The following is a 23,826-nucleotide window of genomic DNA, read 5'->3' on the forward strand; positions in this document are numbered from 1 at the left end:
GTGAAATTATGACTTTTTGACAATTATGTGAAACATGGCACATACTTATTGTTCTAAGCTTGTCATCGTGTTATAGTAAACATGTGAAGTTGATCACCAACAAACATATACCCCTTTGTTTGACCGTGAAAAATTTCTCCCATCCCCTTTGTTCGTATTTATAAAAAAATGCCTTGCAGGATAACAACTGCAAGGTATTTTTTTTACCTAAAAAAAATGTCAGTTTTGTAACCGACATTTGATTAATCTTCAATATAGCGCCAAAACGTACCATATTTTGCAGGGATTTGTTCCACTACTTGTTTAAGCAGCAGTTTTTTCATTTCTCTTTCAATTTGGGTAATCGGTAGATTATAAACAATAGCAATCTCCTTTGAAGCAACAAATTTAAAAATCTTTAAAAATGTTTCCAAAGGCGGTGGTAAATCTTTTTCTGGTTTTTCTAAAAGCATTTCCTCTAGGATCTGAACGTATACTTCATAAGGGTAGGAACCGGTAATCTTAATTCCTTCGTCCTCAACATTCTCATTAAAAAACACGAGTGTGGGTATTTCAGTAACATCCATTTCGGTTGTTATTTGTAAGTCACATTGGAAAGCCTTCGCGGCACTTTCCGAATGCATATCATGTATGAATTCTTTTACATCCAATCCGACACTTTTGGCACATTCCTCAAGTACTTTTATATCCGAAATGTTTTGTTTCTCTAAAAATAAAACTTCCTGCAGCTTACGCAGAAATTTTATACCAACGCGTCTGCCCTGAAGTTCAGCCGCCTTAATAGCAAGGGAAACATTATATGGGGCATCAATTGGGTTTTCATGCCATAGACTGCCATCACAAGACATTCCCGACCTGCTTGCCGTTTTTTCCCATACCCTGGCCATATGTTCATAATTCTTTTTGCTGCTTAGGTTTAAAGTTGCCAATCGTCCACTAAGAACATGCTTAATGGAAAAGTAACGTCCATATTCAATTCGCAGCTTTTTAATAATCGGCTCTAACCCCCAGCACTCCGGACAGAGCGGGTCAATAAACATGTATACTTCGATCGGCTTTTTATCGTGGCTGTAACAATTCTTCTTCGAGTCAGGATACCATGTGTTATTCACGAGTGTCACCATCATTTTCCTCACCCGCATCTGGGGTGTTAATCATATGTTGGGCAGTAAAATAAAGGCGGGAATAAAGATCATCCCGAAGAGTTCCTGTTATTCCAACTTTGTCCATCGCTTGATTCATGCAAGACAGCCAGGCCTTTGCCCTTGTTGGTGTTACAGGGTGCGGCATATGTCTTGCGCGCAGCATTGGATGACCGTGTTCTTCTGTATATAAAGGGGGCCCGCCTAAATACTGTGTTAAAAACTGCTTCTGCTTCCTTGCGGTTTCGGATAAATCCTTTGGAAATATCGGAGCGAGATCAGGATGTTGTGCAACAAGACCATAAAAAGTATCTACTAGTCGATGAAGATTTTTTTCGCCTAGACTCTCGAATGGTGTTGGATTATCTTTGAACACGTTGACAACTCCTTTTTGATTCGTTCTAAGTTTTATTGTAGCAATGCCTTTTTCATATCACAAATTAATTGCCTAGAAAGGCCTATAATCAAGATATTAATGAGTAAAAAGCGATCGTTTAGAAAAGAAAAAAGTATGATTTATTTGTTTTGAGCCAGCTTTTCCTGATAAAAGCGGTGGATTTTGTTTTCCGATTTGCGTTTCGGAATTTTAAATTCCTGGAGGATTTTTTGAAACATCTCTTCCCCTTTTGAATGGTCTTCCACCTCATATTCCAGTTCGTAATCTTCTTTACCCAGATAAAAGCTGTGGTCAAGAACGAGCAGCCCAATTTCATACTTCAGTTCGACGCGTTTCGTTATAGTTGAGCCAAAGTAATGTAATTGTGAAAAAGCTATTCCCATCTCTTCAATCATTTTCTTAATATCTCCCAAGGGCAGCAGCCCAAATTGGATTGCTTTTGAAGCTTCCTCTTTTGTTAACGTTTGATTGGTTTCAAGAAGACCAATTGGCGCTGGCTGTTTTAATGTCATTTCAAACTGATTATTTTTTTGGCGGATTCGCAATGCTGAGCCCATGTTTTTTAAGGCAAACTCCGGGGTATCAAAGTAATGATTTTCCTGGGAGAAAATCTGCCCTTTATCAACTTGGAATGTTTGTAGCAATTTTTCATATTCTTGTTTTGTTAACATATTTTTAAATTCAATTTCAAGATTTTGCGTCACGATTGATCCATTCCTTTCACAAAAGTTTTCCCCCTTGCCTGGCTGCAAATCTTGGGGGAATTGGTGGAATTATGCTAAAATAAACATGTTCAATGTTGGAGGGAAGAGGATGACAAAGAGTACCTGTCCTACATGCCAGTATAACCGAAACAATGCTTCAATTAGAAGTTTCTAATATGAAAGGTATTAGTCATGCTGGGAAAGAAATGGTGAAAAAAGTAGAAGAAATCTTTAAATGATAGACATCGAGGTGGATTCAATGGAGCATTGGGAACAATTTTTAGCCCCTTATAAACAAGCAGTGGATGAACTGAAAGTAAAATTTAGGGGAATGAGAGGGCAATTTGAGCTCGACTCGGATCATTCACCAATTGAATTTGTAACGGGAAGAGTTAAACCAATTGCCAGCATTCTTGATAAGGCAAATCAAAAAGGAATCTCACTGGATAAATTAGAAGAGGAAATGCAGGATATTGCCGGGCTTCGAATTATGTGTCAGTTTGTTGAAGATATCTATCTTGTTGTGAATTTATTAAGAAATCGCAATGATTTTGAAATTATCGAAGAAAGGGATTATATTTCTCATAAAAAAACAAGCGGTTATCGCTCTTATCATGTGGTTATACAGTATCCTGTCCAAACTATTCGTGGAGAAAAGAAAATTCTTTGTGAAATTCAAATTAGAACGCTGGCGATGAATTTCTGGGCAACGATTGAACATTCACTTAACTATAAGTATAAAGGTGATTTTCCTACCGATATTCAAATGCGGCTTCAGCGTGCGGCCGAGGCAGCTTTCCGTCTTGATGAGGAAATGTCGTTAATCCGCGGAGAAATTAAAGAAGCTCAGGCCTTTTTTACCAGAAAGAAAGAAATGCAACAACAAGAGAAAAGCTAGTTGAAAGTTTTTTCATATGAGGAGAATCTGACAATGAAATTTGCAATTACGTCAAAAGGGGATCAAAAATCTAATACATTGATGCACAAAATAAGGACATATTTACTTGACTTTGATCTTACATACGATGAGGACCAACCGGATATCGTTATTTCGATTGGCGGTGATGGTACGCTGTTGTATGCCTTTCACCGCTACAGCAGCCGGTTAAGTAAAACAGCTTTCGTTGGGATTCATACGGGTCATCTTGGTTTCTATGCCGATTGGACCCCTGACGAAATCGAAAAACTCGTTATTGCGATTGCAAAAACGCCTTTTCAAGTGGTTGAATATCCTCTGCTTGAGGTCATTATCCGCTACTCTCATGCCGGCAAAGAAGCGAGGTATTTGGCCTTAAATGAATCCACTGTAAAAAGTATCGATAGTACGCTTGTTATGGATGTTGAAATCCGCGGTCAGCATTTTGAAAGGTTCCGGGGTGACGGACTTTGTGTGTCTACACCTTCCGGCAGTACAGCCTATAATAAAGCACTTGGAGGAGCCATTATTCATCCGTCGATTGCCGCAATTCAAGTCGCTGAAATGGCCTCGATTAATAATAGGGTATTTAGAACAGTGGGCTCGCCGCTGATTTTACCGGCGCATCATACATGCATGCTCAAACCCGTCAACCGCTCCGATTTCCAAGTAACGATTGACCATTTGACGCTGTTGCATAAAGACGTGAAATCAATTCAATTTAGAGTCCCGGAAGAAAAAATTCGCTTTGCCCGCTTCCGCCCGTTCCCGTTCTGGAAAAGGGTGCATGATTCCTTTATTTCTGATTAAGGCTGCTTAGGAGGCAATAGAATGACATCACAGTTTCAACTAAAGTGGGTAATGGAAGAAAACGGCGCGGGCCTCTTGATCAAAGAATTCTTAAAAAATGAAGAAATTTCCCGGACGGCTCTGACTGATATTAAATTTAAAGGCGGCAGTATCCTTGTTAATGGGGAAACGGTAAATGTCAGATACAAGCTCCAAAAAGGTGACGAATTAACCGTCATTTTTCCCCCTGAAGCTCCAAGTGAAGGGGCGAAAGGAGAGGATCTGCCGCTTGACATTTTATACGAGGATGAATTTCTCCTGATCGTGAATAAACGGCCAGAAATGAATACGATCCCTTCAAGGGAGCATCCCACAGGAAGCCTGGCAAATGCCATCGTTGGTTATTATGAACAACAAGGCCTTCGCGCTGCTCCACATATCGTTACACGGCTAGACCGCAATACATCAGGAATAGTCTTAGTGGCAAAGCATCGTCATGTTCATCATTTATTTAGTTTAATGCAGCGAAAAGGACAGCTGAAAAGGGCGTATGAGGCCATTGCTAACGGTTTGTTTGTTAGTGACAGCGGAACGATTATCGCACCGATTGGCCGAAAAGAAGAGAGCATTATTGAACGGGAAGTTCGTGAAGATGGGCAATATGCCTGTACCCATTACCAGGTAATCAGGAGATATCGTTCTTTTACCCGTGTTGAACTAAAGCTTGAGACCGGCCGCACCCATCAGATTCGAGTGCACTTGGCTTATCTCGGGCATCCGCTCATTGGCGATGATTTATATGGCGGCCCGGTTTCCGCTGGAATCAAAAGACAGGCACTTCATTGTAAAAAAATCACATTTACACATCCCTTCAGACGGGAGAGAATGACCTTCTCGGCTCCGCTTCCTTCTGATATGACGGGGTGTTTAGAGGCTGAAGAAATCTAGTCAGCCTCTATTTTTTCAATCAAATTGTTTAAATTTTTCTGCAATGTATGGCATAGTAGAAGAAACAGAAATTAGTTCCATTTCCGGATATCTTAAAGCCGTCAATTTACCGCCAAAAACGGCACCAGTATCAATATTATACGTGTTGTTGATTACCCTTGGTTCATTCACCGGGGTATGCCCATAGACAATAACAGCTTTTCCCTGATAGTTTTTCGCCCAATCCCTTCTGACTGGTGAGCCGTCAGGATGTTTTTCTCCGGTAATGTCTCCATACAGGACAAACTGCTTAACCCTGGCATGATGTTTTCCGATATACTCCTGTTTAATTCCGGCGTGTGCAATAACCAGCTTTTGCTGATCAAGGATTGCATAAAGCGGGGCGTTTTCATACAATTGGATAAATTGTTTACGAATGGACTGCTGCTCCTGTTTAGTTAATGAGTCATATTCTGCGACTGTTGTTTCCAATCCATGGGTAATCTGCACCTTGTTGCCAAGGAAAAAACGATAGAGCTTATTGCAGTGATTTCCCGGTGTATATATGCCCCTTTTCTGTTCCATAACAAGCTGCCAAACCACGTCGATTACTTGTAGGGATTCCGGTCCGCGGTCCGTTAAATCACCTACAAAGCCTAACATTCTATTGTTCGGATGAAGAGGGATGCCTTGTTCCCATTCGTAACCAAGGCGATGGGTAAGTTCTTTGAATTCCTGAAAACAGCCGTGAATATCGCCGATAATATCAATTTTCATGTCATAACCACCTTTTTTCTCATCATACTCTTTTTATCATTCTGAAGGAGGAGGATCTATGGAACAGCAAGTTTCCATCATTTCATTGCTTATTGTCGTCACAATGGCTTTTTTAACACCAATTATTTTACATCGCTTGAAATTAAATTTCATTCCCGTTGTTGTAGCGGAAATTATCATGGGTTTAATTATTGGTAAAAGCGGCATCAATATTGTCCATGAGGATATCTGGCTTTCTACTTTATCAACACTCGGCTTAATATTTCTGATGTTTTTAAGCGGTCTCGAAATTGATTTTTCGGCCTTCGCAGGCAGAAAAAAACGAGATGTTCTGCCAAATGGTAAAACAGAACCGAATTCATTTGCTGTTTCTTCGATTATCTTTTCCGGGATATTTGTATTATCCCTTGGCTTATCCTATTTGTTTGTCTTGGCAGGCTTTATTGATAATGCCTTCTTAATGACATTAATTATTTCGACGATCTCATTGGGTGTGGTGGTGCCGACCTTAAAAGAAGCACACTTAATGAAGACAGTTATCGGGCAGATTATTCTCCTGGTTGCGGTGATTGCCGATCTGGTGACAATGATTTTATTAACTGTTTTCGTTTCGTTAAATGAACCAAAGCATGAAAACACATGGCTTTTGTTAATTTTGTTTGCAGCGGGGATTGTGCTGTATTTTGTCGGTAAACGCTTTAAAAACCGAACCTTCATCGAGACGCTGTCAACCGGTACTGTGCAAATTGGTACACGGGCGGTGTTTACCTTAATCATTGTTTTAGTGGGATTGTCCGAATCGGTTGGGGCAGAAAATATTTTAGGTGCCTTCTTGGCCGGTGTTCTTGTTTCCCTGTTATCACCCAATCAAGAGCTTGTCCATAAACTCGATTCATTTGGCTATGGCTTTTTAATACCAATTTTTTTCGTAATGGTAGGAGTGGAACTTGATATTTGGTCCTTATTTAGTGAAAAAAAATTGTTGCAGTTAATTCCGCTTTTACTTATCAGTTTATTACTTTCTAAGCTAATTCCAGTATATTTCTTAAAAATTTGGTATGATACAAAAACAGTCATTTCCTCTGCCTTTTTATTAACATCGACATTGTCGTTAGTAATAGCGGCGGCGACTATTGGCGAACGGATAGGAGCTATCACGGAACAAATGAAAGGAACATTGATTCTGGTGGCAGTGATTTCCTCCATCTTCACGCCGATCGTTTTTAAAAAGCTATTTCCAAAAGAGGTGCTGGCAAAGAAAAAAATACCAGTTGCCTTTTTAGGTGCAAATCAGGTTACACTACCTGTATCGAGAGAATTAAAATCGGGCTTGTATGAACCGATTCTCTATCACCAAAAAATGGAGAAGGTAGAAATGCCAACTTCAAGTTCTCTGTTTGAAATCGAGGAAATCCCGGATTATTCTTTGGATTCGCTTGAAAACACGGAGGTCTTTCAGGCAGAGATCGTTGTCATTTCAACTGGTGATGAAGAACTCAACGCGAAGCTTGCTATTTCAGCAAAGGAAAAAGGAGTCCCGCGAGTGATTGTTCGAATTGAAAGCCCTGAATTGGATCAGTCATTACGTGAACATCATGTTGAGGTGTTTTCCTCGTTTATGTCTACAAAAGTATTGCTCAGGGCTCTAATTGAGTCGCCCAATGTGATGAATATACTAACAAACCAAGAAACCGGACTTTATGAAATTGTGATGAAGAATAAACAATTTGACGGAATGTCATTACGAAGATTTCCATTTACCGGAGATGTGATCATTGTCCGAATCTTTCGCGGCAAGGATTCGCTTGTACCGCATGGCGATACCGAGTTGCAGCTGTATGACCGCTTAATTGTTACCGGTTCAAAAGAATATGTTGATGAACTGAAGCGAGAATTGGAATTTAGCGAATCTTCCAGAAGCTTTTATTAAAGCCATTGTTCCTGCTCGATCTTTTGCAAAACAAGACAGCTTCTAAACCCTGCACTTTTCATTTTTTAATAATTGGTGTAGAATTAGTACCAAGTACTAATATCAGTTGATAACCTAGGAGGATTTTTCACTATGAACTTTTCTTTAGCTGGAAAAACATTCGTTGTCATGGGAGTAGCCAATAAACGCAGCATTGCTTGGGGGATTGCCCGCTCTTTGCACAATGCTGGAGCCCGTCTTGTTTTTACATATGCTGGCGAGCGGCTGGAGTCGAGCGTCCGTGAGTTAGCTGATTCTTTGGGGGCTGAAGGAACCCTTGTTCTCCCATGTGATGTAACGAGTGATGAAGACATCACAACTTGTTTCGCTCAAATTAAAGAAGCAGTTGGAACGATCCACGGTGTCGCCCATTGCATTGCCTTTGCCAAAACAGAAGAACTGAAAGGCGAGTATCTGAATACGACCAGAGATGGTTTCCTGCTTGCTCATAATATCAGTTCCTATTCATTGACAGCAGTTGCTAAAGAAGCAAGGGGGTTAATGACAGAGGGGGGCAGCATCGTAACCTTGACTTATCTTGGCGGTGAACGTGCTATTAAGAATTATAATGTAATGGGTGTGGCGAAAGCGTCACTTGATGCCAGTGTCCGCTATTTGGCAGCTGATCTTGGCAAAGATGGGATTCGTGTGAACTCTATCTCTGCCGGACCGATTAGAACTTTATCTGCCAAGGTAATTGGTGAATTCAATACTATTTTAAAAGAAATTGAAGAAAATGCCCCGCTTAGAAGAACAACAACCCCTGAAGAGGTCGGTGATACCGCCGTATTTCTGTTTAGTGACATGTCCCGCGGAATTACCGGGGAAAATATTCATGTCGATTCCGGATACCATATTTTATAATGGTAAAGAGCTGTCCCCTTTTGCTTTTTGTGGCATATATCCATTAACGTGATTAGGCAATTTGCATACATATAGAGTGTAGGCAGACGCAATTGGAGGTGATGCAGATGGCAAAAAAGAGAACAAAAGGCCCATTACTTTATATCAATCAGACTTTTACCAGAACACCGTTTAGTCCAAACAATCAGGAGATATATACAAGTAAGCGGGAAATAGAAGAGTTTGTCGAGGGGGAAGCGGCAGTTCAGGGGAAAGAAAGCAAAGAGTTAAAAACAGGGATCTTCCGCGAGCCAATACCAATAGAGATTGAACAAACGGATCAGAAACAGAATCAGGTTCCGGACGGTTCTCTGCCAAACGAAAAAGTTGTTTCCCATTTAAAAAGGGTAAAGCCATTTAATGAAATGGATGTAAAAGAAAGGATTGATTACTTACTCAATATCCCGAAAGTGCTCCCACCAATTCCATGTGTATTTTACACCACAACTGAAAATTACCAAGGATATCTTGCTGGTTTTGTCGACAACGAGATAACGATACAATTTCACAATAAATCGACAAAAACGATCCCCCTTGATCAACTCAAAAATATCATCATGATTGGGTTAAAAAAATAAAATGAAATGGCCAGCGGATTTCCCGGCTGGCCATTTCATTAGTGACAAATTCCCAAGTCGACATCAGCGATGCATTGGATGGCGCAGAAGCAGTTTAAGTCTACGGTCACACAGTCGTTTGTAGCTTGGAAGGCTGTTACATCACATACTGCTCCAAGATTAATGCAGCAGCCGCTTTCCCCTTTACCGGAAGTAGAAACGAGATTTACTGGGTGAAAGTTCCCGTGAGCGTCAGTTTTTCCAGGTGCTAACACCCGAAGTGTGGCACAGCAGTTATCAAAAACATCTTCTACGCGGAAGTAGATTGATACGCATGTAGGATTGTTGTTTTCAAAAAAGAATGCATTAAACGGCGTTCCGTCTGCTGTTTTTAATACAAACACCCGTGTATCTACAGTGGTTGAAGTAGGCGATACAAGCGAACCCAGCGGCTCGTTAAAACAGCTGGTACATGGCTGACATTCTTCAGCAGCAACGGCTTGTTGGAGATCATTAATTGCCCGGACTACTTGGCAAACACAGTTTCCACTGCTAAATTCGTGGTGAGATTTTCCACAACCCATTTATTTTTCCTCCTTAATCCGTAATATATCTTACATTACTAACATATTTCATGACCGCACTTTGGGTTACGGACAATTGCCTTATTTAGCAAAATTAGGCGGTTTTCCTAACGGTGGTGTGGGCAGAGTTCGAGTTTTCCGCATAGCTTGGCCGATTTTTTTAGTGGAGCAGCATGTCTCTTTGGTGAAAGGAAGGATATCTTTAATGGAAAACGTATCGTTTTTTCAGTTAATGATTTTATCTTTGGCCAGTTTTAGACTAACAAGGTTGCTGGTATTTGATAAGATTACAGAGTTTATCCGCCATCCCTTTTTCGATGAAGTGGAGGAGGAAAATGCGGCCGGAGAAAGGGAAATTTATTATATTCCTAAGCTTTCGGGGCCAAAACGTTTTTTTGGGGAACTACTTAGCTGCTACTGGTGTACTGGGATCTGGACGGCAGTTATCGTTGTTGGCTCATATTTTCTATTTCCGGGATACTCCTGGCCAATTTTTGTGATTCTGGCCGTAGCGGCCATGGCTTCTATTTTAGAAACAATTCTTCAATATTTTATGGAGAATTAAGGAGGATGCCTTATCCATCACCAGCGATTTTTCATAATCTAACAAGAGAAAAGGAACTGTCAAAAAAGGAGAGAAGGGTAATGAAAAGGAAACAGACAGGCGTAAAGACTGCCAAGATTCGTCAATCAGCAAACTCACTGAGGAAACAAGGCTGTGGCTGTGGAAAAAAAACATCTAAATAAGCGGAAAAACTGTCAGGATCTCTCTGGCAGTTTTTATATTTTCCATAATCGTTAGTCATAATTTTAAACAATCTCGAAAAAACTATATGGTAGCGATAGCTGAATTTGTCGAAGAGGGGAAGAAATTGTTATGCTCATGATCCGTAATTTGCTAGTAGTATCTTGTATATTCCTGCTTACCTCCTGTAATCAAAACAACGAGGTAAAGAACAGTCAGCTGGCATTAATAAAAACAACCAATCCCGGCCCCGTCATTACCGATAATCAGGAACGAAGCTTAGGAGAAAATATTAAAGATGATGTTAGTTCTTTGCCTGAGCTTTATGATGTAGCAGTGGTTAAAGGTAAAAAAAATATCCTTGTAGTGTACAAGGTTAAACATTTACAGCGTTTCCGGATGAAACAAATCGAAAAGAATGTCACCGAGATGCTGAAAAGGAAATACCCAAATGAAACATTTACCGTTTCCAGTGACTATAAAATTTTTCTTGAGGCAGTCAGATTGGAGGAAAAAATAAAAGCAAAGAAATTTTCTGAAAAGAGAGCAGAAAAGCGCCTTCAGGATATTGTCGATATGACGGATAATACGAAGTAAGAAAGGAAGAAAAAGATGGCAAGCAAGCAAAAGAAAATGACGCCACAACAGCAGAATTACCAACAATTACAACAAAAACATGAACTGAAAAGACCAGTGTTAAAAAATTGTCTAAAGGCCTTCATTGTCGGCGGATTGTTTTGCGTTGTCGGACAGGCAGTAAGTTATTTTTACATATATTTTTTTAATTTTACCGAGCAGAGCGTTGGGAATCCGACCGTTGCGACAATGGTATTCTTCTCGATGCTATTAACCGGCTTTGGGGTATATGACCGGATTGGCCAGTTTGCTGGTGCAGGCAGTGCTGTACCCGTAACCGGATTTGGCAATGCTGTGATTTCGGCATGCATAGAGCATCGAACGGAAGGTTTTGTTCTCGGTGTTGGTGGAAATATGTTTAAGCTTGCCGGCTCCGTCATTCTTTTTGGGGTTTTCTCAGCATTTGTTGTCGCTCTGATAAAGACGATACTGAAAATCTGGGGGGGATTGTAATTGTTAAAGGGGCATCAAACATGGGTCTTTGACAAACGTCCAATGATTACGGCAACGGGGGTAACCGGAGGTCCATTTGAAGCGAACGGAAAACTGGCAAATGATTTTGATCTTTTGTTTGAAGACCTTTGGATTGGGCAGGACTCCTATGAAAAGGCACATCGGGTATTAATTGAAGAGGCAGCGAAAATTACCTTAAAAAAGGCCAATTTAGAAAAAGAACAAGTCCAATTTTTATTTGCCGGGGATTTGATTAATCAAATTACCCCAACAAATTTTGCAGCAAGAACCTTACAGATACCATACTTTGGCTTATTTGGTGCTTGTTCGACTTCAATGGAAGGCTTAGCCTTAGCATCCTTCGTCGTGAATTACCAAGGGGCAAAATATGTCTTGACGGGTGCCGCCAGTCATAATGCTGCTGCTGAACGACAGTTCCGTTACCCGACGGAATATGGCGGACAGAAGCCGCCGACCGCCCAATGGACGGTAACTGGATCCGGAATGGCTCTCGTTCAGGCAAATGAGCCGGAGAAGAACGTTCCGGTAACGATCTCAGCAACGATCGGTAAAGTAGTTGATATGGGATTAACCGACCCATTTAATATGGGTGGGGCAATGGCTCCTGCAGCAGCCGATACAATTATGGCTCATTTCCGTGATTTGCAATTGGACCCTTCCCATTATGATTTGATTATCACCGGCGACCTTGGCAGAATTGGTCATGATACAGCCTTTGAATTGATTAACAAAAGCGGTCTCAAGCTGGAGCGAAGACAATTCCAGGATTGCGGTCTGCTGATTTATAAAGAAGATCAGCCAGTACAAGCTGGAGCAAGCGGTGCCGCCTGTTCAGCAACCGTTCTTTATGGGCACTTACTTAAAGAGCTGAAAAAAGGCACATATAAGCGAATTTTGGTTGTGGCAACAGGTGCCTTATTATCGCCGCTTAGCTTTCAACAGAATGAATCAATACCATGTATCGCTCACGCTGTAGCGATTGAAATGAATCATTAAGGGGTGAATCGCTTGTTTGCAATGTTTTTTTGGGCATTTATTGTTGGAGGTCTCATTTGTGTCATAGGTCAGCTGTTATTTGATGTCGCTAAATTAACTCCAGGGCATACGTTAAGCTTGCTGGTGGTAGTTGGAGCAGTACTGGACGGATTCGGTTTGTATGAGCCGTTAATGGATTTTGCCGGAGCAGGTGCAACCATCCCGATTACAAGCTTTGGCAATTCACTCGTTCACGGAGCGCTCCAGGATGCCAATAAACACGGAATCATTGGAGTCTTAACGGGAATGTTCCAAGTAACCAGTTCAGGTATTTCAGCTGCCATTGTCTTCGGCTTTCTTGGTGCCCTTCTGTTTAAGCCTAAAGGATAAATGCTCATTTTTTATTCTATCGTTTGAGAAGCTTGCCCGTGCCTATACACATTATTTAGTGATTTCATATGTTATAAATGAGATTACTAAAGTGAGGTGACTATTCTATGTTTGGATACGGCGGCTGCGGTTTCGGTTATGGCGGTGGTTTTGGATACGGCGGCAGTTTCGTGTTAATCGTTGTATTGTTTATTCTATTAATTATTGTCGGCGCAAGCTGGTATTAATGAATTCTGAACGATTAATCGGGGAAGGGTTGTCCAAAAAGGGCTGCCCTTTCTTTGTTGGTGATTCACCAATTTTCACTTCCTTCATAAAATAAAGTAGTTTATGAAGGAGTGTGATTTTCGAACATGGATAATGGTTTCTTTAAAAACATAGAAAAGAAAACCGGCGTAAATATGAAAGATGTTTTTGAATTAGCAAATTCTTTGCAGCATGCAAATTTTAAGGATGAAAAAACAGTCCGAAGTGTAATCAAGAGGGTTTCTCGGCTTGCTAACAAACCTGTCAGCAGAGAACTGGAAGACCAGATTGTTAAAACGATCATCAACGACGGCAGTAAGCTTAATTTTGATACGATTTCCAATATGCTGAATAAAAAATAAGCAAAAAGGCCATTTCCCTGTTGGAAATAGGCCTTTTGGATCTTTGTAAAAAAGCTTGCTGCGTAAACGAAGGGTGTTATAGTTTTTTCATCATGGTTTTATGAGGAATTCCCGCATCCATAAATTCGTCGGATATGACTTCATAGCCCAATCCCTCATAAAATGAGATAGCATGAGTCTGCGCATTTAATTTTAACTTCTCAATTCCATTGTCCATGGCATACGCCTCAATACAATTCATAATTGCTTTTCCAGCACCGTGTTTACGGTCTTCTTTTAACACGCAAATTCTTTCCACCTTACCAACTTGATCGACAAGGCGAAATCTTCCCGCACCGATTGGTGTCTCATCATGATACATCACAAAATGAACCGCTTCATCATCGTATTGATCAAGTTCCTCTTCAATTGGTACAAGCTGTTCCTCAACAAAGACAATTTTTCTTACTTTAAGGGCATCTTCAAGTTCTTTCTGAGTTTCGACTACTTTAACTGTCACTTGAATCTATTCCTTTCCAAGGCGAAATGTTTCATAAACGGTCCACGAACCATTTTCTAATTGATAGAGAAGATGAAAGCGGTCAACCATTTCTTCATGGTTAAATTTGGTCATACGCAACGCTCCAAATACATCCGAATGCTCATCATTTGAGAGCTTTTGACCGATAGTAATATGGGGAACAAAGGCATATTCGTTTTTTTGTTCGGCCCATTGTTTATTTATTTCCGCATGCAAATTCATCAGTTCGTCAACCGGTTCTACTTTTAAATATATAACATTATTTACAGGATAAAAAGAGCTAATTTTTGAAGTTTTTAATATAAATGGGTGATTATTGCGGGCGGTTTGCTGCAATTTTTCGGCAAATTGTGCTGCATCCTCTTCAGTCGCTTCAAAAGCACTCATTAAGGTGAGATGCGGGGGAATCAAGGCATAATGCGGGTCATACCGTTTACGATAAGAATTAGCAAAGTCTTGAAGAGATTTGGATGGGAAAATAACAACACCAAATTTCATTGAAATACCTCCAATAGAATAGATTTTTATACATTGCTGGAAATCCTGGAAAGAAAAAGGCAAACAAAATTGTAAAATGTTTCTTGATATTATAACAAATTTTTCAATTATTAGAAATAACTATCTGAGACCTGGCAACAACTGCTGCAGCCAGGTTATCGAACATCCAAATTTGAAATTGATTTACGAATTTCTGTAAAGAGGATAGGATCTTAAAAACTAAATTTTGTGTCATTTCTTCAACAAATGACTATATTGTAAATTTAAAAAAATACAAAATGGTACAATATACCTATAATAGAATGGAGGTTTTAGCGATGAAACCCGGACGACTTTTGTTACTTCTTTTCATAATGTTGATCATTACTGGATGTAGTTCCTCTAAATCAACCGGTAATGAAAAAGATGTGCAACCTGCATTGCCTTCCATTTCCATTATTGCTGATTCTGAGCAAGCTTTAGCCTTATTTAAAATGGAGGAAAAAAATATTGAAAAAAAATTCGGTGTGCGTTTGGAATACCATTACCCAGATAGATTAAATGATAACCTCGAAGATTTTTTGTTTGCCAGTGATAAAACGTATGATATTTATATGTTATTTCCGGCCAAATTACCCGAGTATGTTGAACGAAATATGCTTTTGCCATTGGATACATACATACAACAGACGGAAGGAATCGAAGACATCTTACCGGTTTATCGCAATCTCTATATGAAATTTGGCGGTCATGACTATGGTATGGTTTATGACGGAGATACACATCTGTTGTTTTACCGCAAAGATGTGTTTGAAAAATATAACGATGAATATAAAAAAACCTATGGTAAAGATTTAACTCCGCCTAAAACCTGGAAGGAATATGATCAAATTGCCAAATTCCTGACCAGGGATATTGATGGGGACGGTAAAATCGATTTGTTTGGCACGGCCATTTTTGGAGGTGACGCAAAACGATATATTTGGTTTGCTGAGCGCTATTTATCTATGGGTGGAAAATATTTTGATTCTAAAATGCATCCCCAAATTCAAAGTGAATTGGGAATGAAGGCATTACAGGATTTAATTAATTTGAATGACAGTGGAGCGACACCACCAAATTCCATGTATGACTGGATTGATTTAAATACAGCGTTTCTTCATGGAAAGTTGGCGATGGTGGTTCAATGGAGTGATACCTCACGCTTCTCTTACGATAAAAAAAATTGGGGCTCGAAAGTCCAAAATAAGGTTGGCTGGACGCTCGTTCCCGCAGCCGCCCCTAACAATCCTCGAGGCGGGGTCTGGATTGGCCGTGTGTTAGGGATTTCCAAACAATCTGCCAATCCTGATAAGGCATGGAAAATTATTAGTTATATTACATCAAAAGAAATAAGCAAGAAAGCATTTTTATCAAAGGATACGATAAATGATCCATTTCGTTACAGCCATTTTTCAATCGCTGGCAAAGGAGCTTTTCCAACTGAAGAAATGAATCAGAACTTCTTAGAAACCGTCAAATCCAGTTTAAACAATCCTAATGCGGATTTAATGATTCCAGGCGGATGGGACTATATGCAGGCACTCGATCAAAACATTTACTTGGCCCTGATTCATAAGAAAACAGCTGCTGAAGCACTAAAACAGACGGCTGATGAATGGAATAACATAACGAAAAAATATGGACAAGCACGGCAGGCCGCTCACTATCAAGAGTGGCAGAACCTCCTTAAGGAGGTAGGAAATCATGAAATTCATCAATAAATTAAGTTTTCGTATTTGGTTTGCGATCAATACCATTGTTCTTACCGGGGTGCTTACCCTTAGCGGTCTCTATCTTCATCGTGAGTCCTCACAACTGGAAAATAGTTTGAAAAACGAAGGGATTACCTCCGCAAATACGTTAAATGCGGCTATTGGCTTGTATATGCTCAGAGGCGAATATTCGAAAATTAGTCCGCTGACCTATTCACTACAATCACGGCCAAATATTGCTTATGTCATTGTTCGCGATAAGGAAGGTACCACGATTAATCAAAAGGGTGAAACAAGCATTGATAAACAGCATCTTATGATTACGAAAGTACCACTTGAATATTTTCAAGAGCATGTTGGGGAAGTGGAGATTGGTTTAAAAACGAAAGCTCTTGAAGAACAACAAGACAGGTTGTTGCGCGATACATTTTTTACTGCGGTTGTTTATTCCCTTTTGTCGCTGATTATTTCTTTTTTGATATCGAGTAAATTGACTGCGCCAATTCAAAAATTAATAGTAGCAACAAAAAAATTAACAGCTGGTGAGCGTAATGTTGAGGTATGGGCTAAACACGAAATTGTTGAAATACAAGAATTATCCACAGAATTTAATAAAATGGCCCAGACGATTAATGATCACGAAAAAATTTTAGTGAATGAGATTGAAAAAGCAACCAGGAACCTGTCGGAAAAGGTGGAAATCCTTGAGGTTCTGGCAAGTATATCAAACTCCGTATTGGAGGATGATATCCAAAGTATTGAGGTTATGAAACGAACATTAATCAGTATTAAAAATTATATAAAAGCCGACCAAATTTCTTTTACGCTGATTAATAATAATGAAAGGTTGGAAGTATTTGGACTTGAGCAAAATGAGAATTTATCTTCTTTGGAATTGAAAATGGGCGATAAGACGATCAATGCTGCAATTCATAAAAGGGAAGTTATTGTTCGAAATCGTCTTCATGCAAACAACATGTCCTATTATGAACAGTTACTTTATTATGATGGACTGCGTTCGTTATTAATTCTTCCGATTATTGCAAAAAATAAAGTCCTGGGAACATTAAATATTGCCAGTCAACAACAGGATTATTTTTCCCCGAATGTGATCGAGAAATTATCAGTCTTCACAAATCAGATTGCACTTGCCTTTGACCGGGTTGCTGCCTATGAATCTTTACAAAAATCGGCCTATTATGATTATTTAACGGGACTGCCAAATTTCCGATTATATAAAAATAGTATCCAGGAGGCATTGGAACAGGCAAATAAACAAAACAAAATGGTTGGGGTTATGTTTCTCGACCTCGACCGTTTCAAAATGGTTAATGACACATTTGGTCATGCGGCAGGAGACTTTTTATTGCAGCATATTGGCAAACTGTTAATATCATGCTTGTCTGAGAAAGATGTAGTTTCCCGAATCGGCGGGGATGAGTTTTCTGTTTTATTGGCAAATATCAGTGGGCAGGAAGAAGCGATTGACATTGCTAAAAAGATCATGAAAGCATTAGCGGCACCCGTTATTATTCAGGGCTGCAAACTTCACATCTCGGCAAGTATTGGAATTTCTTTCTTCCCTCAAGATGGTACAGATGTTGAAAGTTTAATCAGACATGCTGACCGGGCGATGTACCGAATTAAAAAGCAAGGTAAGAATAATTATGGCATTTACTCAACTTATGAAGATGACAACATGGCCAACCCAATTGTGCTTGAGAATGATTTGCGGAAGGCTTTAGAAAGAAATGAGTTTGTCGTCTATTATCAGCCCAAAATTGACGTAGAGCGAGAAATGATATCAGGGGTTGAGGCATTAGTAAGATGGGAGCATCCGAAAAAAGGCCTGATTACACCGATTCATTTTATTCCGTTAGCTGAAGAAACGGGTCTAATTCTGCAGATTGGGGAATATGTTCTCCGCCAAGCTTGTCAACAATGTGTTCAGTGGCAGCGTCTGGGCTTACCGCCAATACCTGTTTCTGTTAATTTATCAATCGGGCAGTTTATGCAGTCAAACCTGATTAGCAATATTCAAAGAATTATGAATGAGACGGGGATTCAACCGGAATTGTTAGAGTTTGAAATTACCGAAAGTATGTCGATGAATTTAGAACGCTCAATTGAAATTTTATCGGAGTTGCAAAAGCTGGGTGTTCATATTAGCGTTGATGATTTTGGCACTGGTTATAGTTCATTGAATTATTTGCGGCAACTGCCGATTGATACGGTAAAAATTGATAAGTCGTTTATGAAGGGAATACCAAATGACCGAAACAACGAGGCTATTGTCGCTACGATTATCAATATGGCTCATAATTTAAATTTAACGGTTACCGCTGAAGGTGTCGAAACGTTTGACCAAGTTCAATACTTGCGTAAGCATAATTGCGACAATATTCAAGGCTTTTACTTTAGAAGACCGCTGCCGGCAGAAGTTTTCGAACAAGAATTTCAACATATTTTAAATGATATTCAAAAGGTAACCAAGATCCCGATTTAGCAGTTATAGGTTGATACTTAAGGCTTTCAGATCTCTTATTTTCTGTTTAAAAAATGGAACGATTATAATTCTACTTGGCAAAATGGATAAAAACATATTGACATTGTACGGAAATTAAATATAATTAGAAATGTACTTAATAAGAGATCTGTTAGCTCAGCTGGGAGAGCGCAACCTTGACAGGGTTGAGGTCGGGGGTTCGAACCCCTCACAGGTCATCAAGACGGTAGAATCGTTGATATAAAGCGGTTTCTACCGTCTTTTATTTCCATAGATTTTGCTAATATCTCTTACAGAAAAGTAGAGAAACTAATTCGGGAAAATATAGTAAGGAGAAATTTACTTATCGTGAGCAAGTCCGAGTGAAAAGAGTTGACGGGTAAATTTTGAAAATGGACGGGTAAAGGACCAAAATCGACGGGTAAAGTTCCAATTTTGACGGGTAAAATTAGAAAAATGACGAGTAAACAAAGCTTTACTCTTGTATAATTAGTTTGGTTTTGTTATTATTTATTCAATTCAATAGGATTTCCTTCGGGGTCGGGTGCAATTCCCAACCGGCGGTGATGAGGCATGCCTCTTAGTCCGTGACCCGGATTCATAGATCATATGAAAACGGTGGATTTGGTGAAATTCCAAAGCCGACAGTAAAAGTCTGGATGGGAGAAGGAAAAGCAAATTGTACAAAAATGCTATTTTTTGACGTTTATTTTTTATGCGCTTTTTTCTCCCTTGCCGAAATAGGTAAGGGAGATTTGTTTGTTTGGAGAGATTTATTATGAAAGGGGAACATTTTTTTTGAAATGAATGATCATGAATATATGAACCTTGCTCTTTCACTTGCACGCGCCACTTTAGGTCAAACAAGTCCTAACCCGAGTGTAGGGGCAGTGTTAGTGAAGAATGGTCAATTGGTGGGAACTGGTGCACATTTGAAATCCGGCACTCCCCATGCAGAAGTTCACGCTATCCATGAAGCTGGAAGTTCTGCTGAGGGGGCCATTATGTATGTTACACTTGAACCATGTAGCCACCAAGGGAAAACACCTCCATGTGCTGACCTCATTATCAATACAGGCATTCGTAAGGTCTTTGTAGCAACTCTAGATCCAAATCCTCTTGTCGCAGGCAAAGGCGTTGAGAAGCTAACAAAAGCGGGTATCGAGGTTGAGGTGGGATTATGCCAAGAAGAAGCGATCCAGCTCAATGAAAAGTTTTTTCATTTTATTCAAACAAACACTCCATTCATAACAATTAAAGCAGGCATTTCATTAGACGGTAAAATAGCAGCGAAATCAGGAGACAGTAAGTGGATTACCTCTCCTGAGTCACGACAAGATGTCCATCATCTTCGTCATGAGCATGATGGAATACTAGTAGGAATCAACACCATCTTACAGGATAACCCTCTCTTAACCACCAGAAGACCCCAAGGTGGAATTAATCCCATTCGAATTGTATTGGACACGAAATTAAAAATTCCAGTGTCTGCAAATGTCGTCCAAGATCGCTCTGCGAGAACCATCATTTTTACAGGAAACCAGATTGATTTAGAAAAGAAAAAAGAACTTGAAAGGCTTGATGTAACCATTATTTCTCAAGAAAGCTCCACTCTTTCTTTGAAGGAAGTACTGAAGACATTAGGGGAGCAGCAGATTATATCCGTACTTGTAGAAGGCGGGTCGGAAATTCATGCTTCATTCATCGAGGAAAATGCTTTTCAACAAATCATTACCTATGTTGCTCCAAAAATTATTGGCGGCAGAGATGCTTTTTCTTTTGTTGGAGGAATTGGTCCTGAACTTGTGAAGTTAGGAAAACAACTACGCTTTACAGAGATTAAACAGCTGGGACCAGATATAAAAATAACGGCAAAACCTCTTAAAGGGGAGGAAAGCGAAGAATGTTTACCGGAATCATTGAAGAATTAGGAACCATTCAAGGGATAAAGTCCCAAGGGAGCACACTCGTCCTAAATATTAAGGCAAAGAAGGTCTTAGAAGATATAAAGCTTGGAGATAGTATCTCAGTAAATGGTGTCTGCTTGACCGTAACGGAGTTTACCCATGCTTCATTTTTTTTGGATGTGATGCCCGAAACCTTTCACAGCACTTCTCTAGCTCACCTGCAGCAAGGCTCACTCGTTAATCTAGAAAGGGCCATGAGTTCCAATGGACGTTTTGGAGGTCACTTTGTTACGGGCCATGTTGACACGGTTGGACAAATTGTTAAAAGAGAACGAAAAGAAAATGCGATATATATTGACATTCAATATCCTAATGAATTCAATCATCTTGCTCTGTATAAAGGTTCTATTGCACTTGATGGCACTTCCTTAACTATATTTGGGACATCCGATAATCAATTGACCGTGTCGATCATCCCTCATACGGCAAAGGAAAGTGTCCTTGGTATGAAAAAGGTTGGGGACAAGGTTAATATCGAATTTGATATGATCGGCAAGTATCTACATTCCTTTTTTGAAAGGAAAAACCCGCACAATCATAAAGATCGTATTTCAGTTGATTTTCTCAAAGAAAATGGATTTATGTAAATCGGAAGGAGTAATAGCATGATATTCCATAAAATAGAGGATGCATTAGAAGATTTAAAGGCAGGAAAGGTGATTATTGTTTGTGATGATGAGGATCGTGAAAACGAGGGAGATTTTGTGGGGCTGGGTGAGTTTGCGACGCCAGACATGATTAACTTTATGGCTAAAGAGGGCAGAGGACTTATTTGTGTTCCCATTTCTGAGTCATTTGCAGACAGACTTGAACTAAAGCCAATGGTCGAAGTCAACACAGAAAGTCACGAGACAGCCTTTACTGTTAGTATTGATCATATTGAAACGACCACAGGTATTAGTGCATTTGAGAGAGCATTGACCGTTCAAAAATTACTTGATGAAGACGCTCTTCCAAGTGATTTCAGACGACCTGGGCATATTTTTCCGCTTGTGTCGAAGGAAGGCGGAGTGTTACGGCGTGCTGGTCATACAGAAGCTGCCATCGATTTAGCTAGATTAGCAGAATCAAAAGCAGTAGCTGTGATTTGTGAGGTCATGAATGATGATGGAACAATGGCGCGAGTGGACGACTTAATAGAGGTTGCGAGAAAGTTTGATTTAAAAATGATTACAATCAAAGATTTAATTGAGTATCGACTTGAGCATGACACATTAATAGATAGGGAAGTGGAAATCAGTCTTCCTACTGAATACGGGGACTTTAGAGCTATCGGGTTTACGAGTAAAAGTGATGGCAAAGAGCATGTTGCCCTTGTAAAAGGGGAGATTCGTGCAGAAGAGCCTATCCTTTTAAGAGTACATTCAGAATGCTTAACGGGGGATGTGTTTGGCTCTAATCGTTGTGATTGTGGCCCCCAGCTTCATGCAGCTCTTTCTCAAATTAATAAGGAAGGGAAAGGCATCCTTCTGTATATGAGACAAGAAGGAAGAGGGATTGGTCTCATCAATAAATTAAAAGCGTATAAACTTCAAGAAGAAGGTTACGACACGGTTGAAGCGAACCATAAACTAGGTTTCAAAGCCGATTTACGTGATTATGGAGTTGGTGCTCAAATCTTACGAAATCTTGGAGTGAAAAAGATGCGTTTATTAACCAATAACCCGCGAAAAATAACAGGTCTTGCCGGGTACGGTTTAGAGGTAGTCGAACGTGTTCCTCTGCAAATGCCACCCAAAAAAGAAAATGAACAATATTTAAAAACAAAACAAGAAAAACTTGGACATTTATTAACTTTTTAAAGGAGTGGAATATAATGATGAAAAAAGTATTGGAAGGAAACTTAATTGGTACAGGTCTGAAAATTGGGATTGTGGTTTCGCGATTCAATGAGTTTATTACGAGCAAATTACTGGCTGGAGCAGAAGATGCCCTTAAGAGACATGGGGTCAATGAGGACGATGTGACAGTCGTGTGGGTACCAGGAGCTTTTGAAATTCCTCTTGCAGCAAAAAAATTAGCAGACCAAGGTGGCTTTGATGCAATTATTACACTAGGAACAGTCATAAGAGGAGCTACGCCGCATTTTGAATATGTAAGCAGTGAAGTAGCCAAAGGTGTAGCAAATATAGGGATGCAAACTGGAATCCCGATTATGTTTGGTGTCCTAACCACTGAGTCAATCGAACAAGCTATCGAACGTGCAGGGACAAAAGCAGGAAATAAAGGCTACGAAGCAGCTGTTGGAGCAATAGAAATGGGTAATCTTTATAAAAACTTCAACTAAGGTTACTACATATATTTTAGCTGTCAACTCAGTTTAAATTCCGAACGTGTCAAAAAATTAGTATTACTTGCACCGGTTATGAGTTTCGCAACATTAAATTGGAAATTCCCGTTTAAATTATTTCCGGCATTATGGTTTAAAAATTCAATTGCAATACGGAATTTATATAACTGGATGTTTGCAAAGCAAAATAGTCCCAATGAAATATTATATGAGCAATTTTTGTTAGGCTATAAATATGGAAAAATTCATCTTCGTGTAGTGCCAAAAGTCTTTACTAAAGAAGAACTTGCAAGTTTAAAGGCGGAAACATTACTATTAATTGGTGAGCAAGAAGTGGTTTATTCGTCCATAAAAAAGGCAATCGATCATGCTACTGCTATTCCGCAAATCACAGCAAAATTAATCCCAAATTGTTCACATTGTCTTCCCGCTGAGCAACAGGAAATGGTTAATATTTGGTCAATGAATTTTTATCATAAAAATGATCCTATCCTAAGCGGCTTTAGCTCTTTACTCCATAGGGCGCTAAGGTCGTTTTATCGTTTTTGACGTTTTAGTATCTAATTTTAATATCTTTTACCGTAATAAGTGTACTTTTCTTATTGATTCAGCCTTTTAAAGGATATGTATATGACCCTTGCTGTGGCTGCGGAGGGATGTTTGTCCAATCTTATGAAGATTAGCCCCCATGTTATTCAAAAAGCCTTCAACAAAGAATGACAATTTTGTAGTTTTGCAGTAATCGTAGACATTGTTTTCACCACCTTTCATTAACTATATATTACCATATTTTTAGTGAAAGCTTAAATGACCAAAAAA

28 protein-coding genes, 1 tRNA gene and 1 riboswitch are annotated in these 23,826 nt (G+C 39.6%); of the genes, 22 read left to right on the plus strand and 7 right to left on the minus strand.

All coding sequences use genetic code 11. The features are described from left to right. Positions 1-242: 242 nt before the first annotated feature. The 3 genes from JK635_RS09285 to JK635_RS09295 all read right to left on the minus strand — a co-directional run bounded on the left by JK635_RS09285 (position 243) and on the right by JK635_RS09295 (position 2,243). Positions 243-1,127 (minus strand): ClpXP adapter SpxH family protein, encoded by an 885-nt coding sequence (locus JK635_RS09285; RefSeq protein ID WP_438803826.1) that lies wholly within the window; start codon positions 1,125-1,127, stop codon positions 243-245. After that, on the minus strand, positions 1,105-1,518 hold the full coding sequence (locus JK635_RS09290; protein ID WP_202653681.1) for a globin domain-containing protein: 414 nt from the start codon (positions 1,516-1,518) through the stop codon (positions 1,105-1,107). The genes JK635_RS09285 and JK635_RS09290 overlap by 23 nt, the downstream gene beginning before the upstream one ends. A 140-nt stretch (positions 1,519-1,658) precedes the next feature. Then, positions 1,659-2,243, minus strand: coding sequence for a CYTH domain-containing protein (locus tag JK635_RS09295; protein WP_202653682.1), 585 nt, complete (start codon positions 2,241-2,243; stop codon positions 1,659-1,661). A gap of 259 nt (positions 2,244-2,502) precedes the next feature. Between JK635_RS09295 and yjbM the strand changes: the two genes are divergently transcribed. From yjbM to JK635_RS09310, 3 genes are read left to right on the plus strand one after another with little or no spacing between them, the layout of a single operon-like run. Continuing rightward, positions 2,503-3,141: a GTP diphosphokinase gene (gene yjbM / locus JK635_RS09300; RefSeq protein ID WP_235888046.1), complete on the plus strand. Its 639-nt coding sequence runs from the start codon at positions 2,503-2,505 to the stop codon at positions 3,139-3,141. 33 nt (positions 3,142-3,174) lie between these two features. Next, positions 3,175-3,969, plus strand: a complete 795-nt coding sequence (locus JK635_RS09305; RefSeq protein ID WP_202653683.1) for an NAD kinase — start codon at positions 3,175-3,177, stop codon at positions 3,967-3,969. Between the two features lie 21 nt (positions 3,970-3,990). Then, on the plus strand, positions 3,991-4,896 hold the full coding sequence (locus tag JK635_RS09310; RefSeq protein WP_202653684.1) for an RluA family pseudouridine synthase: 906 nt from the start codon (positions 3,991-3,993) through the stop codon (positions 4,894-4,896). A 15-nt stretch (positions 4,897-4,911) separates the two neighbouring features. On the opposite strand, the gene prpE is transcribed toward JK635_RS09310, so the two are convergent. Then, a complete protein-coding gene (prpE, locus tag JK635_RS09315) occupies positions 4,912-5,652 on the minus strand; it encodes a bis(5'-nucleosyl)-tetraphosphatase PrpE (protein WP_202653685.1) in 741 nt (246 codons plus the stop codon). Between the two features lie 58 nt (positions 5,653-5,710). Between prpE and JK635_RS09320 the strand changes: the two genes are divergently transcribed. The 3 genes from JK635_RS09320 (at position 5,711) to JK635_RS09330 (ending at position 9,102) form a co-directional block, all read left to right on the plus strand. Continuing rightward, on the plus strand, positions 5,711-7,582 hold the full coding sequence (locus tag JK635_RS09320; protein ID WP_202653686.1) for a monovalent cation:proton antiporter family protein: 1,872 nt from the start codon (positions 5,711-5,713) through the stop codon (positions 7,580-7,582). A gap of 132 nt (positions 7,583-7,714) precedes the next feature. Then, complete coding sequence (fabI, locus tag JK635_RS09325) at positions 7,715-8,485, plus strand: enoyl-ACP reductase FabI (RefSeq protein ID WP_202653687.1); 771 nt, start codon at positions 7,715-7,717, stop codon at positions 8,483-8,485. Positions 8,486-8,592: 107 nt separating this feature from the next. Continuing rightward, entirely contained in the window at positions 8,593-9,102 is a 510-nt protein-coding gene (locus tag JK635_RS09330; protein WP_202653688.1) for a CotO family spore coat protein, read from the plus strand. 38 nt (positions 9,103-9,140) lie between these two features. On the opposite strand, the gene JK635_RS09335 is transcribed toward JK635_RS09330, so the two are convergent. Continuing rightward, positions 9,141-9,665, minus strand: coding sequence for a CotY/CotZ family spore coat protein (locus tag JK635_RS09335; RefSeq protein ID WP_202653689.1), 525 nt, complete (start codon positions 9,663-9,665; stop codon positions 9,141-9,143). Between the two features lie 205 nt (positions 9,666-9,870). On the opposite strand from JK635_RS09335, the gene JK635_RS09340 reads away from it, so the two are divergent. The 7 genes from JK635_RS09340 to spoVIF all read left to right on the plus strand — a co-directional run bounded on the left by JK635_RS09340 (position 9,871) and on the right by spoVIF (position 13,493). Further along, a complete protein-coding gene (locus tag JK635_RS09340) occupies positions 9,871-10,230 on the plus strand; it encodes a DUF1360 domain-containing protein (RefSeq protein WP_202653690.1) in 360 nt (119 codons plus the stop codon). 312 nt (positions 10,231-10,542) lie between these two features. Then, positions 10,543-11,007 (plus strand): YhcN/YlaJ family sporulation lipoprotein, encoded by a 465-nt coding sequence (locus JK635_RS09345; protein ID WP_235888005.1) that lies wholly within the window; start codon positions 10,543-10,545, stop codon positions 11,005-11,007. A gap of 15 nt (positions 11,008-11,022) precedes the next feature. Then, a complete protein-coding gene (gene spoVAC, locus JK635_RS09350; RefSeq protein ID WP_202653691.1) occupies positions 11,023-11,499 on the plus strand; it encodes a stage V sporulation protein AC in 477 nt (158 codons plus the stop codon). Further along, positions 11,500-12,516 carry a stage V sporulation protein AD gene (spoVAD, locus tag JK635_RS09355; RefSeq protein ID WP_202653692.1) on the plus strand — a complete coding sequence of 339 codons (1,017 nt, stop codon included), beginning with the start codon at positions 11,500-11,502 and terminating at the stop codon, positions 12,514-12,516. It begins immediately after the preceding gene. Between the two features lie 12 nt (positions 12,517-12,528). Then, positions 12,529-12,885: a stage V sporulation protein AE gene (spoVAE, locus tag JK635_RS09360; RefSeq protein WP_202653693.1), complete on the plus strand. Its 357-nt coding sequence runs from the start codon at positions 12,529-12,531 to the stop codon at positions 12,883-12,885. Positions 12,886-12,992: 107 nt separating this feature from the next. Continuing rightward, positions 12,993-13,112, plus strand: a complete 120-nt coding sequence (locus JK635_RS09365; protein ID WP_202653694.1) for a YjcZ family sporulation protein — start codon at positions 12,993-12,995, stop codon at positions 13,110-13,112. A gap of 126 nt (positions 13,113-13,238) precedes the next feature. Further along, positions 13,239-13,493, plus strand: coding sequence for a sporulation-specific transcription regulator SpoVIF (gene spoVIF, locus JK635_RS09370; protein ID WP_202653695.1), 255 nt, complete (start codon positions 13,239-13,241; stop codon positions 13,491-13,493). A gap of 76 nt (positions 13,494-13,569) precedes the next feature. Here the strand turns inward: spoVIF and JK635_RS09375 are convergent, their stop codons facing one another. Then, positions 13,570-13,992 (minus strand): GNAT family N-acetyltransferase, encoded by a 423-nt coding sequence (locus tag JK635_RS09375; protein WP_202653696.1) that lies wholly within the window; start codon positions 13,990-13,992, stop codon positions 13,570-13,572. A 6-nt stretch (positions 13,993-13,998) separates the two neighbouring features. Continuing rightward, the gene (locus tag JK635_RS09380) at positions 13,999-14,511 is read right to left on the minus strand and encodes a YjcG family protein (RefSeq protein ID WP_202653697.1); all 513 of its coding nucleotides are present in this window, start codon (positions 14,509-14,511) and stop codon (positions 13,999-14,001) included. 317 nt (positions 14,512-14,828) lie between these two features. Between JK635_RS09380 and JK635_RS09385 the strand changes: the two genes are divergently transcribed. The 9 genes from JK635_RS09385 (at position 14,829) to JK635_RS09425 (ending at position 23,690) form a co-directional block, all read left to right on the plus strand. Then, entirely contained in the window at positions 14,829-16,253 is a 1,425-nt protein-coding gene (locus tag JK635_RS09385) for an ABC transporter substrate-binding protein (protein WP_202653698.1), read from the plus strand. Continuing rightward, on the plus strand, positions 16,237-18,750 hold the full coding sequence (locus JK635_RS09390; protein WP_202653699.1) for an EAL domain-containing protein: 2,514 nt from the start codon (positions 16,237-16,239) through the stop codon (positions 18,748-18,750). Before JK635_RS09385 ends, JK635_RS09390 begins: the two co-directional genes overlap by 17 nt. Before the next feature lie 145 nt (positions 18,751-18,895). Then, positions 18,896-18,968: transfer RNA gene (locus JK635_RS09395), tRNA-Val, on the plus strand. A 308-nt stretch (positions 18,969-19,276) separates the two neighbouring features. Next, a riboswitch (FMN riboswitch) is annotated at positions 19,277-19,425 on the plus strand. A 128-nt stretch (positions 19,426-19,553) separates the two neighbouring features. Then, positions 19,554-20,681: a bifunctional diaminohydroxyphosphoribosylaminopyrimidine deaminase/5-amino-6-(5-phosphoribosylamino)uracil reductase RibD gene (gene ribD / locus JK635_RS09400; RefSeq protein ID WP_202653700.1), complete on the plus strand. Its 1,128-nt coding sequence runs from the start codon at positions 19,554-19,556 to the stop codon at positions 20,679-20,681. Next, the gene (ribE, locus tag JK635_RS09405) at positions 20,654-21,304 is read left to right on the plus strand and encodes a riboflavin synthase (RefSeq protein WP_202653701.1); all 651 of its coding nucleotides are present in this window, start codon (positions 20,654-20,656) and stop codon (positions 21,302-21,304) included. The genes ribD and ribE overlap by 28 nt, the downstream gene beginning before the upstream one ends. A gap of 21 nt (positions 21,305-21,325) precedes the next feature. Beyond that, entirely contained in the window at positions 21,326-22,519 is a 1,194-nt protein-coding gene (locus JK635_RS09410) for a bifunctional 3,4-dihydroxy-2-butanone-4-phosphate synthase/GTP cyclohydrolase II (protein WP_202654308.1), read from the plus strand. A gap of 17 nt (positions 22,520-22,536) precedes the next feature. Next, positions 22,537-23,004 carry a 6,7-dimethyl-8-ribityllumazine synthase gene (gene ribH / locus JK635_RS09415; RefSeq protein ID WP_202654309.1) on the plus strand — a complete coding sequence of 156 codons (468 nt, stop codon included), beginning with the start codon at positions 22,537-22,539 and terminating at the stop codon, positions 23,002-23,004. A 174-nt stretch (positions 23,005-23,178) separates the two neighbouring features. Next, positions 23,179-23,556 carry an alpha/beta fold hydrolase gene (locus tag JK635_RS09420; RefSeq protein ID WP_202653702.1) on the plus strand — a complete coding sequence of 126 codons (378 nt, stop codon included), beginning with the start codon at positions 23,179-23,181 and terminating at the stop codon, positions 23,554-23,556. 35 nt (positions 23,557-23,591) lie between these two features. Continuing rightward, positions 23,592-23,690, plus strand: coding sequence for an N-6 DNA methylase (locus tag JK635_RS09425; RefSeq protein ID WP_438803831.1), 99 nt, complete (start codon positions 23,592-23,594; stop codon positions 23,688-23,690). Positions 23,691-23,826: the final 136 nt, after the last annotated feature.

Origin of the sequence: Neobacillus paridis (assembly GCF_016765675.1) — a bacterium.
GTDB classification, from domain to species: domain Bacteria; phylum Bacillota; class Bacilli; order Bacillales; family Cytobacillaceae; genus Neobacillus; species Neobacillus paridis.